This is a genomic window from Mesorhizobium sp. B1-1-1 (genome assembly GCF_006442955.1).
Classification (GTDB): Bacteria; Pseudomonadota; Alphaproteobacteria; order Rhizobiales; family Rhizobiaceae; genus Mesorhizobium.
In genome coordinates this window covers 465878-480169 of sequence record NZ_VFWW01000003.1, presented here as the reverse complement: position 1 = coordinate 480169, position 14292 = coordinate 465878, and the positions used below count along the sequence as shown (strand labels likewise).

Here is a 14292-nt window from a genome sequence, read left to right as displayed (position 1 = left end):
CGGGAAGGATCTACAGTCTGTCCTGTTCACCAATGATGACGGAGAAGTCGACATTCTCCCAATCGCCGCTGCCGGGCCAGAAAAAAGTGAAGATCAGCGTGCTCCCCTCGGGCAGGCCGGCGACCGGCAGATCAGCAACATGGACGCCGAAAGCATTCTCGCTGGTCGCGCTGTCATGCACGGTCGCCCAATTGTCGACGCTCCAATGAACGGTCGCCTTCGCCAAAAGCTCGACGCGCATTGTCTTGCCGGCCGGCATGGAACGGATCTTGTTGTTGAAGCGCCATGTCCGGAACGGCGAGACGGTCCTATTGTCGATATAGCGTTCGACGCCTTGCGGCGGCATGTCGAACACCGCGCCGTCGCGCAGCGAGCGCAGCAGCTTGATATGTTCGGAATGCGCCCAGACCAGCGGCATGGCGCTGCCCGAGGGCTTGCCATGCAGCAGTTCGCGCTCGGGGAGGTCGGCGCCGTCCCAGACCTGCTCCGGCAACAGGCCGCCCGGCCCGGCCGAGCCCTCCATTGCCGCCAGCAGCAATGTCGCCTTGTCCTTGCGCCCGGCCGCCAGCTCGTAATGGGCCCGTTCGCCGGCGAGCAACGGCCAGGGGCGGCCCTGGCCGGTGCCGTCGAATGGCGCTCCGTCCTCGTGCTCGCCATAGCCGTCACCGGTGTAGCGATACCAGAGCGGCCCCTGCGGCAGTTGCCGGCGCAGCTGCGCGTCGATGACCTTGACCGTGTCGACGATGCGCGGATCGTCGGCTGCCCTGAGGCCAAAGCGCACCAGGGCAAATGCGTCCGGGCTGACGATTTCCTGCGCCGGCCGGTCGGCATCGCCAGGCGGGCGGTTTTTGATCGGCACATAGCCGTCCTTCGGCGAACCGGCCTCGGCGCTGTCGGGCGGTGCGATGCGGACATAGTAACCCGCGACGCCGGTCGCCTCGCAGCTTGCCGTGCCGGTGACATAGGTCCAGCGCTCGACCTGGTCGTTCCAGCCGTCGGCGGTCTCGCGCAGATAGCTTGCTGCGTCCTGCTTGCCGCAGGCCTCCAGCATATCCGCGGCGGCAAGCAGCGCCGCGATCTCAACGGCGAGCGTGAACGGGCTGTAACCGGAATCCTCCTCCCAACGGTCCTCGCCGGTGACGGGTCCATTGCGCACGACATAGGCTGCGGCGCGCTCGATCATTGGCAGGAAGGCCAAAAGCCTGGCGCGCGGCAAATGGCCCTGGCGCCGCAGCGCATCCGCCAGCAGCAGCGGAAAGGCGCATTCGTCCATCTGGATGCCCGGCCAATAAGCTGTCCCATCGAGCCAGGCGTTCTGCGGCCAGTGGCCATCCGGCTGCTGGATGGAGCAGAGATAGTCGAGGGTTTGCAGGGCCGAAGCGGCATCGCCGGCGGCGAGAAAGCCGCCCGCCGTCTCGACCAGATCGCGCGGCCAGACCAGATGGTAGCCGCCGAGATCGTCGTCGCCCTTGTCGAAGCCCCATGGGATAGACAGGCTGGCGACCGCCGCGCCCGGCATGAGCGATGACCGGTGCGTCGCCAGGACGGCGGTGGAGATCCTGTAGCTGTTCACTCCGGACGCGCCACGGCGGTCCAGCCGCAGCAGGCCAGCCTGCCATTCGCGCCATTGTTCGGCGTAGGAAGTCGCCGCCGCCGCGAAACCCTGCCTGAGGCTGGCGAAGGCATTTCGAGCGGCCTCTTCGGACGTCGCCCCGAAGCCCAGCGCCAGTACCGTTTTGGTGCTGTTGGCGGAAAACCCGATTTCGCCGGTCAGCGCTACATTGCCGTCCTCGGCTTGCTGAAAGGCTGGATCGAGCCTACCGGTGTTGCGCAGTTGCTGCCAGCCGTCGGAGACGCCGACATATCCGGCCGAGCCGTTCCGCCAGGGCAGCGATGAGGCCAGCGCAAGGCAAGTGCCGCGGCCCGAGGCGAACAGCACAGGCTCTCCCTCATGGTCGCCGACCCAGGCGGTGTTGCCCATGCCGGCATTGACCAGATGCGGCGCCAGCAAGGCGTGGACGCGGTAGTCGCCCGGCGCGCCCTTGAGCGGCGTGAAGGTGATCTCCTGCAGCAAGGTGGGTCGTGCAGGGTCGGCCAGGATACGCTTCTCGATCCGGTAGGCGCCGTCATCAGCGGTGTTGACCAGCCTGTAGGCTGGCACGCCTTCTTCGAACGGTTCGATGCCATGCGCGGCATCACGTTTTTCTTCCGAGAAATATCCGTTCGGGCCGGTGACAATCAGGCCGAGGTCGCGGGTGCAGGCACTGTCGACACCGGGATAGTAGATCTCGTTCAGGATGCCATGGCTGACCGTGAACCAGACGCGGCTCGACGGCGAAAGCGCCGCGCCGACGCCGCTTTTGGCGCTTGACGTCCAGCGCGCCGGAATTCCCGGAGCCCCCGGGGGAACGATCGGCGTCACTGCCATGCGTCTGCGGCCTCCTGCCCGCATGCCTAGCCCATCCACCGAAGCCTTTTCAATCGTCGCACCGCAATGTGATCAGCGGCATCTTATGGATTGCAGTTGACAGCTCGCCGGCCTTCTGCACTTTTGTCTGACAATAGATAAAAAACAGGTACGCAAGCGCGATAGTCACCAGCAGCCATCAAGACCAGCAACTCGGGAGGAGTATGACATGAAGAAACTGTTCGTCCTGGGCACCCTTGCAGCGGTGCTCGCAGCCGGTACGGCGTTTGCCGACACCAGCGGCAAGAAGATCGCTTTCTCCAACAATTACGCCGGCAATTCGTGGCGGCAGGCGATGCTCGACAGCTACAACGCCGTCACCAAGAAGGCGGTGGCCGACAAGGTGGTCGGGGCCGCCGATGTCTTCACGACGGCCGACAAGGAAGTGCCGACCCAGGCAGCCCAGGTGCAAAACCTGATTCTACAGGGCTACGACGCCATCGTCATCAACGCCGCCTCGCCCGACGCGCTGAACGGTGCCATCAAGCAGGCCTGCGACGCCGGCATCGTGGTCGTTTCCTTCGACGGCATCGTCACCGAACCCTGCGCCTACCGCGTCGTCGTCGACTATAAGGACATGGGCAAGCAGGAAGTCGAGCATATGGCCAAGTTCCAGCCCAAGGGCGGCAACCTGCTCGAGATCCGTGGCCTCGCCGGCACCTCGATCGACGACGCCATCCATGCCGGCATCCTCGAAGGCGTGGCCGCCCATCCCGAGTTCAAGATCGTCGGCTCGGTGACCGGCGACTGGGACCAGACGACGGCGCAGAAGGCGGTGGCGACCATCCTGCCCTCGCTGCCCGAAATCGTCGGCATCGTCGACCAGGGCGGTGACGGCTATGGCGCCGCGCAAGCCTTCGCCGCCGCCGGCAAGCCGCGCCCGACCATCATCATGGGCAACCGCCAGGACGAGCTGAAATGGTGGAAGGAACAGAAGGAAAAGGACGGCTACCAGACCTGGTCGGCCTCGATCGCGCCCGGTGTCTCGACGCTCGCCTTCTGGGTGGCGCAGCAAGTGCTCGATGGCCGCAAGGACATTCCGCACGACCTGCTGGTGCCGTATCTCGCCTTCACTCAGGACGATTTCGAGGCCGCTCTGCCGAAGATCAAGGAGGGCGGTGTCGCCACGCACGAATACACACAGGAAGATGCCATCGCGGCCATCAAAGCCAATATCAAGTGAATGTCGCACACGCGTTGCCGTGCACATCGCCGACCGGATATCGTTGAGCATGCCTGAAGGGAACGCGGACATCATCAGACTGAGCGGCGCCGAAAAACACTTCGGCGCCGTTCGCGCGCTTGGCGGCGTCGACTTCACTGTCGGGCCCGGCGAGTGCGTCGGCCTCGTCGGCCACAACGGCGCCGGCAAATCGACGCTCATGCACATGGTGGCGGGCACGCTGACACCCGACAGCGGAACGATCGGCGTGCATGGTGAGGCCGAGGAGAACTACTCGGTGTCGCGGGCACAGCAGCTCGGCATACGCTGCGTGTTCCAGGAATTGTCGCTGTGCCCCAATCTCAGCGTCGCCGAGAACACGCGCATCAACCACGCCTCGCTCACCGGCTTCGGCTGGCGGCGCAAGGCGGCCGAGCTGATCACGGCCAAGCTGGACGAAATCTTTCCCGACCATGGCATCTCGGCGGCCGACATCGCCGGTGACCTTTCCATTGGACGGCGACAGATGGTGGAGGTGGCGCGCGCGTTCACGCTGACCCGCGAGCCGCTGCACCTGGTTATCCTCGACGAGCCGACGTCCTCGCTCGACGCGCACACGGCGGGTCAGCTGCTTGCCTTCGTGCGCCGCTTCGTCGCGTCGGGCGGCAGCTGCATTCTCATCTCGCATGTGCTGGGCGAAGTGCTGCAGAACGCCGATCGCATCGTCGTGATGCGCGACGGCAAGGTTGTCGGCGCCGACGCGGCGAACGCTTTCGACCGCGATAGGCTGGTCGCCACCATGGGCGGCGCCGAAGGACATCGGAGGACCGCCACCGAAATCCGGAAAGCCGAGGCCGGCCCGTTGCGCGTGCGCGCCCGGCCGGCGCGGCAGCAGGACGGCAAGGAGCTGGTGGCCCGCGCCGGCGAGATCATCGGACTTGCCGGCCTGGCCGGCCATGGCCAGACCGACCTGCTGCTGGCGATCTTCGCCGCGGCATCGCGCGCCAAGGCCGGCGTCGAGGTCACCGCACCGGTGGCGCTTGTGGCCGGCGACCGCCAGGCGGACGGCATCTTTCCGCAGTGGTCGATCGCTGAAAATATCGGCATCCGCTCGCTGGCTCGGCTGCGCAACGGGCTGCTGATCTCGCCGCGGCGAGAGGCCGAACTGGCCGGGTTCTGGCAAAAGAAGATCGGCATCCGCACGCCGGATATGAACAACAACATCTTTTCGCTGTCGGGCGGCAACCAGCAGAAGGCTTTGTTCGCCCGGGCTCTCGGCTCCGACGCCGGGATCGTGCTGATGGACGACCCGATGCGCGGCGTCGACATCGGCACCAAGCTCGAGGTTTACGATCTCGTGCGCGAGGAGGCCGGCAAGGGCCGCACCTTCCTCTGGTACACCACAGAAACGGAAGAACTCGACAATTGCGACCATGTCTATGTCTTCAAGAACGGCCGCATCGTCGCCAATCTGACGCGCGACGAGCTGACGGAAGAAAAGATCATCCAGTCCTCCTTCGGCGACGCGGCCTGAGATGACGGCCGTCTCTGTTCAACACGGTTCGAAGACCTTTGGGAGCGGGGCGGCACGCGCCCGCCTACTGCGTGGGCTGCTGCCGGCGCTGTCGCTGGTGCTGGTGCTGCTCGCCATCGCCTGGCTCAATCCGCGCGCCATCAGCTATTTCGGCTTCGGCCTGATGCTCAACCTGGCGATCCCGATCGCGCTGGCGACGATCGCGCAGATGTTCGTCATATCGGGCAACGAGCTCGACCTGTCGATCGGCACCTTTGTCGGTTTCGTCGGCTGCGTCACCGCGACCTGGTTGAAGGACGCACCGCTCATTGGGGTTCTCGTCCTGCTCGGATCGATCGGCATCTATGCGCTGCTCGGCGCGCTGATCCATCTGCGCAATTTGCCATCGATCGTGGTGACGCTGGGCATGAGTTTCGTCTGGCAGGGGCTGGCCATCCTGGTGCTGCCCAAGCCCGGCGGCAAGGCGCCGGACTGGCTGCTGGCGATCATGGCGTTCAAGCCGCCCTTTGTGCCCTTCCCGATCATCGCGGCGCTGCTGATTGGCCTCATCGTCCATTTCGGCCTGATGCGCACCTCCTATGGCGTGATTCTGCGCGGCTCGGGCGGCAACCCGGCTGCGCTCAAACGCGCCGGCTGGTCGCTGCTCAAGACCAAGGTCGTGTTGTTCGCGCTGACGGGTCTGTTCGGCGTGCTGTCCGGCATGGCGCTGATCGGCATCACCACTTCGGCCGATGCCAATATCGGCAATGGCTACACGCTGCTTTCGATCGCCGGCGTCATCCTCGGCGGCGGTGAATTCGTCGGCGGCCGCGTGTCGCCGATCGGAGCGGTAATCGGCGCGCTGACGCTGGCGCTGGCGGCATCGCCGCTGCTTACCTTCATGCACATCCCGCCCGACTGGCAGGTGGCGGCCAACGGCGCCATCCTGATCATCGTGCTGGCGGCGCGGGTGCTGATCAGCCGTAAGGAGAGGTAAGCGATGGCGCTGGTTAGATCGCTGGTTGCCAAACCCTGGATCTGGTCGTTCGTCGGCGCGCTTGTGGTGTGGCTGGCGACCATCGCTTTCACCGGCGGCTATGGCGCCGGCGGCATGGTCACCGCCGCGCTGTCGCTGGCCGTGTTCACCGTCATCGTCGGCGTCGGCCAGATGTTCGTCATCACGCTTGGGCCGGGCAATGTCGACCTGTCGCTGCCGGCCAATATCGGGCTCGCCAGCGCGGTGGCCATGAAGGTGATGGGCGGCAGCGATGCCATGATCGTGGTCGGGCTGCTGGCCGCGCTTGCCTGTGGTGCCGCGATCGGTGCCGTCAACTATCTGCTGATCTGGGCGCTGCGAATACCGCCGATCATCGCCACTTTGTCGGCGAGCTTCATCATCCAGTCGGTCGACATCAGCTATGGGCGCGGATTGCAGATCAAGCCGCCGCCGGGCTTTGCCGATTTCGCCAACCGGCAGGTTCTCGGCATTCCGGTGCTGGCGGTTCTCACCGTGCTGTTTACCATCGGTGCGGCCATCGCCTTGCAGCGCATGATCTATGGCCGCTCGGTGCTGGCGATAGGCCAGAACATCCGCGCCGCCTGGCTCGCCGGCGTCAATGTCGGCCGCGTCCGTTTCCTCACCTACACGCTGTCGGGCGCGCTCGGCGGCATCGACGGCGCGCTGCTCGCCGGTTATTTCCGCGGCGCCAATGTCGATATCGGCAACGAGTATTTGCTGGCTTCGATCGCCGTGGTGGTCATCGGCGGCACCTCGGTGGCCGGCGGCAAGGCCAATGTCCCCGGCGTCTGGGGCGCGGCGCTGTTCCTGGTGCTGCTTTTGACCATGCTCAACACATTCGGCGTCAGCGCCGGTGTGCGCCTGCTCTTGACCGGGCTGATCATCGTCGGCGTGATCACGGCGGCCGGCGGGGAGAAGGCGGTGCGGTGATATTCGCCTCACTTCAACCGCAACTCGCCAGCGTGCCGCCCTACAGCCTGTCCTGACAAGTCTTGTGCCAGTGCGACACGCGGTTCCCATTCGCGGCGCGGCCTAGTAAACCCTCCCGATCGCAGCCGGTCTCGGGAGGTTCAGCTTGTCCAATTTTGTCAGCGTCGCCAGGGACAGCGACGTCGCCATCGTCACCATCGACAACCCGCCGGTCAACGCGCTGAGCTTTCATGTCCGCGAACCACTGATGCACGCGCTGGCTGCCTTGCGTGACGACGCATCGGTCGGAGCCATCGTCGTCGCGTGCGCGGGCCGGACCTTCGTCGCCGGCGCCGACATCACCGAATTCGGCAAGCCGGTGCAACAGCCCGAGCTGCGTGCCGTCATTGGGACGCTGGAAACCATCGCCAAACCTACGGTCGCCGCCATCCACGGCACCGCGCTGGGCGGCGGGCTGGAGCTGGCGCTCGGCTGTCACTTCCGCGTTGCCGATGCCGACGCCAGGCTCGGCCTGCCCGAGGTGAAGCTTGGACTGCTGCCGGGCGGCGGCGGCACGGTGCGGCTGCCGCGCCTCGTCGGCGCGATCAAAGCGCTCAGGATGATCGTTTCCGGTGCGCTGGTCGGTGCTGATGAGGCGCATGAAGCCGGACTGGTCGATGCTGTGTTCGAGAGTAACGTGATCACGCATGCCGTGAACTTCGCCAGGGAGATCGCCCGCAAGGGCGGGCCGTTCACGCCGGTGCGCGATCGCGATGACGAGATCAAGAAAACCGAGCTGGCTGCTTTCGATGCCGGGGCGGCGGATCTCGCCAGGAAAGCGCGCGGCCTCGACGCACCGATCGCTTGCGCGCAAGCGGTGCGCAATACCGTCACGATGTCGTTCGAGGAAGCTCTGGCTGCCGAACGCGCGCTGTTCATGAAGCTGGTCGCCGACGATCAGTCGCGGGCGCAGCGGCATCTGTTCTTCGCCGAGCGTGAAGCGGCAAAGGTCCCGGGCAAGGATCTTGTCCGGCGCAGGATCGCCCGCGTCGGCGTCGTCGGCGCCGGCACGATGGGCGGCGGCATCGCCATGGCCTTCGTCAATGGCGGTTTTCCAGTCACGTTATTGGAGACCAGCCAGGAAGTCTTGCAGCGCGGGCTCGGCATGATCGACAAGAACTATGCCGTCTCGGTCTCGCGTGGCTCCTTGACCGAAGACGCCAAGCGCCAACGCCTCGCTCAATTCAAGGGCTCCACCGACTATTCCGACCTCGCCGATTGCGACCTGATCATCGAGGCGGTGTTCGAGGACATGGCGGTCAAGAAAGAGGTGTTCGGCAAGCTCGATGCCATGGCCAAGCCGGGAGCGATACTCGCCACCAACACCTCCTATCTCGACATCGACGAAATCGCCGCCTCGATCTCGCGCCCGCAAGACGTGCTCGGCCTGCACTTCTTCTCGCCGGCCAACGTCATGAAGCTGTTGGAAATCGTGCGCGCCGACAAGACCGCGCCCGACGCGCTGGCAACCGTAGTCGACTTGGCGCGGCGGATCGGCAAGGTGGCGGTCGTCGTCGGCGTCTGCCACGGCTTCGTCGGCAACCGCATGCTGGCCGCGCGCGGCTCCGAATCGGAAGCCTTGCTGCTGGAAGGCGCGACGCCCAGCCAGATCGACAAGGCCTTCACCGATTTCGGCTGGCCGATGGGGCCGTTCCAGATGGGCGATCTCGCCGGCCTCGACATTGGCTGGCGCAACCGCAAGGCGCGAGGCCAGACGGCCGTGATCGCCGACATGTTGTGCGAACAGGGGCGTTTCGGTCAGAAAACCGGCCGTGGGTTCTATCTTTACGAGAACGGGTCACGTATGCCGGTCCGGGACCCGCAGGTCGAGGCGCTGATCCGCGGTAAGGCAGCCGAGAAGGGCATCGCGCCGCGCGAAATCAGCGCGGAAGAAATCATCGAGCGCACCCACTACCCACTAATCAATGAAGGAGCGAAAATCCTCGAAGAAGGGATAGCCGCCCGCGCCTCCGACATCGATGTCATCTGGGTCAACGGCTATGGCTTTCCCATCGGCAAGGGCGGGCCGATGTTCTGGGCCGGCCTCGAAGGCGCGACCGGGATCGTCCAGCGGCTCGAATATTGGCATCAGCGGACGGGCAAGGATGTTTTCAAGCCGGTGCGGCTGCTGAAACGGATGGCCGAGACCGGCTCCTGGGAAGCTGGTGCAAGACCCTGATCGAAAGGTGGTCGAAGTGGGTCGGACTATCTTATCCGCGCGTCGATGATTTCGACAAAGCGGGCAAAAAGGCCGGCCTGCGACTTGATCTTGAGCTTGCGATAGATGTTGCGGCGATGGACCTTCACCGTCCCCGGCACGATGCGCATGGCCCGGGCGATCGATTCTGTGGAATGCCCTTGCAGCACCAGGTCGACGACATGCTTTTCGCGCGGCGTCAGGGACAGACTCTTCCAGATATGGGCGCGATCGAACTCGTTGACCGCCGCCAATGCATCGTCTTGCCCGGCCTCGGCCGGCTCGTCGGCGGGAAGGGCGGGCCAGCGCAATCGGGCGAAGGCGACCACCGCCGGCGCCATGTCGCGCAGCAGTCTGGCGTCGGCGGTCCCGAACGGACCTGAAGCGCGCAACCGCATCAGCGACAGCACCAGCGCATCCTTGCCCGGCAGCGGAACGAAGAAGCCGACCTCCTCGGCCAGCCTGGTCTGGCTGTAGTAGGAGCGAAAATATTCGCTGGCGTAGAAGCGGTCGGGCGCCAGCTCGCGCATGCGCCAGAACCCTTCCTTGCGTTCGACCGCCGCGTGATGGAACGGGTCGAGCAGGTATGGGCCTTCCTGATAGAGCGCGACGAAGACATGGCTCTCGGCCGACGAGAAGGTCTCGAACAGCAACGGCGGACGGGTAGCGCCGCGGTAGCCGAAGATCACGCAATGATCGAAGTCGACGTGCTGCCGCAGCCAAGCGACCATCGCCCTGCCGAAGACGTCGCCGCTCGTCTCCCGCGTCGCCGCGACCAGCGCGGCGAGCTGGCTGTAGTCGTCGCTGCGGGACATCCAATACCCCCTTAAACAAGAAAATAGGTCAGATATACCACCTGCGAGGTATATACTAGCTGCCATTGGCTCTGGTAGCGTCCCGAAATCGCATCGTCCTGTCGCTGGAGCCCGCAGCCTTGACCGCAGTGCCCGACATCGAGTTTCGCGGCGTCACCAAGCGCTATGGCGCGGTGACCGCGGTCAGCGGCATCGATCTGGCCGTGCCGCCCTCCGCCTTCGTCGCCCTGCTCGGACCATCCGGCTGCGGCAAGACGACCTGCCTGCGCATGATCGGCGGCTTCGAACAGCCGAGCGAGGGCAAGGTGTCCATCCGCGGCCAGGACATGGCCGGCACGCCGCCTTACAGGCGGCCTGTCAACATGGTGTTCCAGCAATATGCGCTGTTCCCGCATCTGGATGTGAACGACAATGTCGCCTACGGGTTGCGCCAGGCACGACCGCGGCTGTCGTCGCGCGAGATCGGCCTGCGGGCAGGCAAAGCGCTGGAAATGGTGCGGCTCGCCGGTTATGGCGGCCGCAAGGTCCACGAACTGTCCGGCGGCCAGCAGCAGCGTGTCGCTCTCGCCCGCGCGCTGGTCAACAAACCGGCGGTGCTGCTGCTCGACGAGCCGCTGGCGGCGCTCGACAAGAAGCTGCGCACCGACATGCAGATCGAATTGCAGAACCTGCAGCGTGAGATCGGCATCACCTTCGTTCTGGTCACCCACGACCAGGAGGAGGCGCTGTCGATGAGCGATTTCGTCTGCGTCATGAATGGCGGCCGCATCGTCCAGCTCGGCCAGCCGAGCGAGATTTATGACGAACCGGCCGACCTGTTCGTCGCCGATTTCGTCGGCAAGACCAATCTGTTGAGCGGCACCGTCGCCGGGCATTCGGGCGATCTGGTGGATGTGAAGCTGGCCGATGGCACCGTCATCGCGGCGCGCAAGCGGGTGGATTTGCGGCAGGGCGAAACCGTTTCGGTCAGCCTGCGTCCTGAATCGCTCAGTCTCGGTGGCCCGACTAGCGGCCCGCTCAAGGGCATCGTCCGCAACCGGATCTTTCTGGGCTCCACGGCGGAATACGCGGTCGAGGTCCAGGGCATCGGTACGCTGCTGGCCAAGGCCGACCATCTGATCGGCCAGGGCAATCTCTTCAAGCCGGGTGAACCCGTCGCCATCGGCTTTGCCGCCGGAACGCCGTTGGCGTTCGCGGATCCAAAGAACAACGGGACCAACCAGAGGGTAGAAAAACATGTCGAAATCATATCGTGACGGACTGCCGGTAAGCCCCGAGAATTTCGTCGACCAGCTGATGCGCCTCAAGCGCGGCTCGATCGGCCGCCGCGACTTCCTTGGCCTCACCGGCCTCGGCATCGCGACGGCGGTGATGGCGCGCGAGATCGGCATCATGCCGACGTCGGCCTTTGCCGCCGAGAACCTCGGCGACCGCATGTCGATTGCCACCTGGCCCAACTATCACGACCCGCAGACCTTCGAGAATTTCAAGAAGGACACAGGCGTGGCCGTCGAGGTCAACGTGTTCGGCTCGAATGAGGAGATGCTGGCCAAATTGCAGGCCGGGGCGTCGGGCTGGAGCCTGTTCGTGCCGACCAACTACACGATCTCGACCTACAAGAAGCTCGGCATCATCGAGCCGCTCGACATGGCCAAGCTGCCGAATTTCGACGGCACGCAGGAAGATCCGCGCTTCACCTCGGAAGGCACGATCGACAGCACCATCTATGCGGTGCCGAAGAACTGGGGCACCACTGGCTTTGCCGTCAACACCAAGAAGCTGACCAAGCCGATGACGAGCTGGAAGGAGTTCTGGGACACGGCCATGGCGGAAGGCGATGGCCGCACTATGGTGCACGACTATCAGCTGACCACGATCGGCAATGCGCTGAAATATTATGGCTACTCCTTCAACTCGCTGAAGCAGGACGAGCTCGCCAAGGCCGAGGAATTGCTGCTCAAGGTCAAGCCGCATCTGTTCGCGGTGTCTTCCGACTACCAGCCGGGCATGCGCGCGGGCGATGCCTGGATGACAATGTGCTGGACCAATGACGGTGCGCAGCTCCATCGCGACATTCCGGAGATCGCCTATGTGCTGGGCAAGGAAGGCGGCGAGATCTGGACCGACTTCTACGCCATCCCGAAGGACGCGCCGAACAAGCCGGCCGGCTACGCCCTGCTCAACTATCTGATGAACCCGCAGGTCGCGGTCAAGGAACACCTCGCCAACGGCGCGCCCTCGACCGACGCGCGCGTCAACAAGCTGCTGCCCAAGGAAGTGCTGGACAATCCGATCCTCTATCCGGCGGCCGACCTGTTGACGCCGCTGGAATTCGGCGCTGCTGCAACGCTGACCGATCCGGGCCGCGCCGAGCTGATGGCGCGCTTCAAGTCGGCTTGAGTCAGGCGGGCAACAAATCCCATTCGAGACAACTTGACCGGCGGGCCCAGACCCGCCGGCACCGGGGCAATCCTTCGATGCGCGGCATTCGCAAAAATCTGCTGACGGCCATGCTGCTCGGGCCGGCGGCCGCCTGGCTCGTCGTGTTCCTGGTGCTGCCGTTCATGGCCATCGCCGTCTTCAGCGTCGGCGAGCGGGCGCCGGAGGGCGGCTATCAGGCGGCCTTCACGCTGGCGCAATATGCCAATCTTCCGGCGCGGGCGACCGCGTTCTGGAACACGATGGTGCTGGCTCCGGTGGGCGCGCTCGCCTGTCTGCTCGTGGCCTATCCCGTCGCCTATTACCTCGCCCTGCGGGCGCCGCAGCGCTGGCGGTTGATCCTGCTCGCGCTGGTCGTCATACCGTTCTGGACCAGCCTTTTGATGCGTACCTATGCCTGGATGTACATTTTGGGTGGACGCGGCATCCCGGCGCTGCTCGCGCTTGCCGGCATCGAGGACGTCAGGCTGATCAACACGCCGGGCGCCGTCCTACTCGGCATCGTCTATGGCTATCTGCCGCTGATGATCCTGCCGATCTATGTCAGCCTCGAGCGGCTCGATCGCCGTCTGCTGGAGGCCTCCGCCGATCTCGGCGCGACGCCGCTCTCCACTTTCTTGGGCGTGACCTTGAAACTGTCGCTGCCCGGCGTGATGACCGGCTTCTCGCTGGTGATGATCCTGCTGCTCGGCGAATACCTGATCCCGACGCTGCTTGGCGGCGGCAAGGTGTTCTTCATCGGCAATGCGCTGGTCGACCTGTTCCTGCAGTCGCGCAACTGGCCGTTCGGATCGGCCATCGCGATCACGCTGGTGCTGGTTTCGGTTGTAGTGCTGATTGCCGCCAACCGCATCTCGACCCGCGTCTCGGGCGCCCGCCGGGTGGATCTGATCTGATGCGCGCCTTCGTCATTGCCGTCTTCGCCTTCCTCTACCTGCCGATCGCGCTGGTCGTGCTGTTTTCCTTCAACGCCGGTCACCACGCCAGCGAGTTCACCGGTTTTTCGGTGCAATGGTACGGCAAGGCGCTGGCGAACCCATTCCTGGTCGAGGCGCTGAAGAACAGCCTGTTCATCGCCACCACCAGCGCCTTGCTTGCGGCGGTGTTCGGCACCGCGGCCGCGCTCGGCCTGGCACGCGTCGGGGTGCGGACCCGCGCTGTCTTCGACGCCTTGCTTGGAGCCGCAATCGTCGTTCCCGGCGTCGTCATCGGCATTTCGACACTGGTCGCACTCGTCCAGCTGTTCGCCGTCATCAACCCGTTCCTCGCCTCGATCTGGCCGGACGATCAGCCGCCGCGCCTGTCGCTCGGCTATGGTTCGATCATCGCCGCGCACGGCCTGTTTTCGATGGCGCTGGTGACGATGATCGTCGGCACGCGGCTGGGCAGCCTTGATCGCAACTTGGTCGAGGCATCCAGCGATCTCTACGCCACGCCGCTGACGACGTTCCGCTCGATCGTCCTGCCGCAGATCATGCCGGCGGTGGTCGCCGGCTTCCTGCTCGCCTTCACCTTCTCCTTCGACGATTTCATCGTCGCCTTCTTCGTCGCCGGCGCGCAGACGACGCTGCCAATCTATGTCTTTGCGTCGATCCGGCGCGGGGTGACGCCGGAGATCAATGCCATCGCGACGATCGTGCTCGTCGCGTCCGTCCTGCTCGTGGTGCTTGCCCAATGGCAGCTGCGCCAGCGCAAGCTGTCAAACTGAAGGT

The 14292-nt window shown here is 64.9% G+C and carries 11 protein-coding genes; 9 read left to right on the top strand and 2 right to left on the bottom strand.

Annotation, left to right across the window (positions count from 1 at the left end; all coding sequences use genetic code 11):
• Window positions 1–10: 10 nt before the first annotated feature.
• A complete protein-coding gene (locus FJ986_RS08035) occupies window positions 11–2428 on the bottom strand; it encodes a glucan 1,4-alpha-glucosidase (RefSeq protein WP_140673920.1) in 2418 nt (805 codons plus the stop codon).
• 208 nt (window positions 2429–2636) lie between these two features.
• Between FJ986_RS08035 and FJ986_RS08030 the strand changes: the two genes are divergently transcribed.
• From FJ986_RS08030 to FJ986_RS08010, 5 genes are all read left to right on the top strand, one after another.
• Entirely contained in the window at window positions 2637–3650 is a 1014-nt protein-coding gene (locus tag FJ986_RS08030) for an ABC transporter substrate-binding protein (protein ID WP_140492600.1), read from the top strand.
• Window positions 3651–3699: 49 nt separating this feature from the next.
• On the top strand, window positions 3700–5163 hold the full coding sequence (locus tag FJ986_RS08025; RefSeq protein WP_140559251.1) for a sugar ABC transporter ATP-binding protein: 1464 nt from the start codon (window positions 3700–3702) through the stop codon (window positions 5161–5163).
• A gap of 1 nt (window position 5164) precedes the next feature.
• Window positions 5165–6139, top strand: a complete 975-nt coding sequence (locus tag FJ986_RS08020; RefSeq protein WP_140513969.1) for an ABC transporter permease — start codon at window positions 5165–5167, stop codon at window positions 6137–6139.
• Between the two features lie 3 nt (window positions 6140–6142).
• Window positions 6143–7090: an ABC transporter permease gene (locus tag FJ986_RS08015; RefSeq protein ID WP_140673918.1), complete on the top strand. Its 948-nt coding sequence runs from the start codon at window positions 6143–6145 to the stop codon at window positions 7088–7090.
• Window positions 7091–7235: 145 nt separating this feature from the next.
• A complete protein-coding gene (locus FJ986_RS08010) occupies window positions 7236–9308 on the top strand; it encodes a 3-hydroxyacyl-CoA dehydrogenase NAD-binding domain-containing protein (protein WP_140673916.1) in 2073 nt (690 codons plus the stop codon).
• A gap of 26 nt (window positions 9309–9334) precedes the next feature.
• Here the strand turns inward: FJ986_RS08010 and FJ986_RS08005 are convergent, their stop codons facing one another.
• Window positions 9335–10141, bottom strand: a complete 807-nt coding sequence (locus FJ986_RS08005) for a LuxR C-terminal-related transcriptional regulator (RefSeq protein ID WP_140673914.1) — start codon at window positions 10139–10141, stop codon at window positions 9335–9337.
• A gap of 119 nt (window positions 10142–10260) precedes the next feature.
• On the opposite strand from FJ986_RS08005, the gene FJ986_RS08000 reads away from it, so the two are divergent.
• From FJ986_RS08000 to FJ986_RS07985, 4 genes are all read left to right on the top strand, one after another.
• Window positions 10261–11397, top strand: coding sequence for an ABC transporter ATP-binding protein (locus tag FJ986_RS08000; RefSeq protein WP_140673912.1), 1137 nt, complete (start codon window positions 10261–10263; stop codon window positions 11395–11397).
• On the top strand, window positions 11378–12541 hold the full coding sequence (locus tag FJ986_RS07995; protein WP_140673910.1) for a spermidine/putrescine ABC transporter substrate-binding protein: 1164 nt from the start codon (window positions 11378–11380) through the stop codon (window positions 12539–12541). Before FJ986_RS08000 ends, FJ986_RS07995 begins: the two co-directional genes overlap by 20 nt.
• A 77-nt stretch (window positions 12542–12618) precedes the next feature.
• Window positions 12619–13476: an ABC transporter permease gene (locus FJ986_RS07990; protein WP_140524649.1), complete on the top strand. Its 858-nt coding sequence runs from the start codon at window positions 12619–12621 to the stop codon at window positions 13474–13476.
• A complete protein-coding gene (locus FJ986_RS07985; protein ID WP_140673908.1) occupies window positions 13476–14288 on the top strand; it encodes an ABC transporter permease in 813 nt (270 codons plus the stop codon). The genes FJ986_RS07990 and FJ986_RS07985 overlap by 1 nt, the downstream gene beginning before the upstream one ends.
• Window positions 14289–14292: the final 4 nt, after the last annotated feature.

Coding starts and splice junctions, on each gene's coding strand:
- FJ986_RS08035 (WP_140673920.1), bottom strand. CDS start 2,428: ATGGCAGTGACGCCGATCGTTCCCCCGGGGGCTCCGGGAATTCCGGCG.
- FJ986_RS08030 (WP_140492600.1), top strand. CDS start 2,637: ATGAAGAAACTGTTCGTCCTGGGCACCCTTGCAGCGGTGCTCGCAGCC.
- FJ986_RS08025 (WP_140559251.1), top strand. CDS start 3,700: ATGCCTGAAGGGAACGCGGACATCATCAGACTGAGCGGCGCCGAAAAA.
- FJ986_RS08020 (WP_140513969.1), top strand. CDS start 5,165: ATGACGGCCGTCTCTGTTCAACACGGTTCGAAGACCTTTGGGAGCGGG.
- FJ986_RS08015 (WP_140673918.1), top strand. CDS start 6,143: ATGGCGCTGGTTAGATCGCTGGTTGCCAAACCCTGGATCTGGTCGTTC.
- FJ986_RS08005 (WP_140673914.1), bottom strand. CDS start 10,141: ATGTCCCGCAGCGACGACTACAGCCAGCTCGCCGCGCTGGTCGCGGCG.
- FJ986_RS07995 (WP_140673910.1), top strand. CDS start 11,378: ATGTCGAAATCATATCGTGACGGACTGCCGGTAAGCCCCGAGAATTTC.
- FJ986_RS07990 (WP_140524649.1), top strand. CDS start 12,619: ATGCGCGGCATTCGCAAAAATCTGCTGACGGCCATGCTGCTCGGGCCG.
- FJ986_RS07985 (WP_140673908.1), top strand. CDS start 13,476: ATGCGCGCCTTCGTCATTGCCGTCTTCGCCTTCCTCTACCTGCCGATC.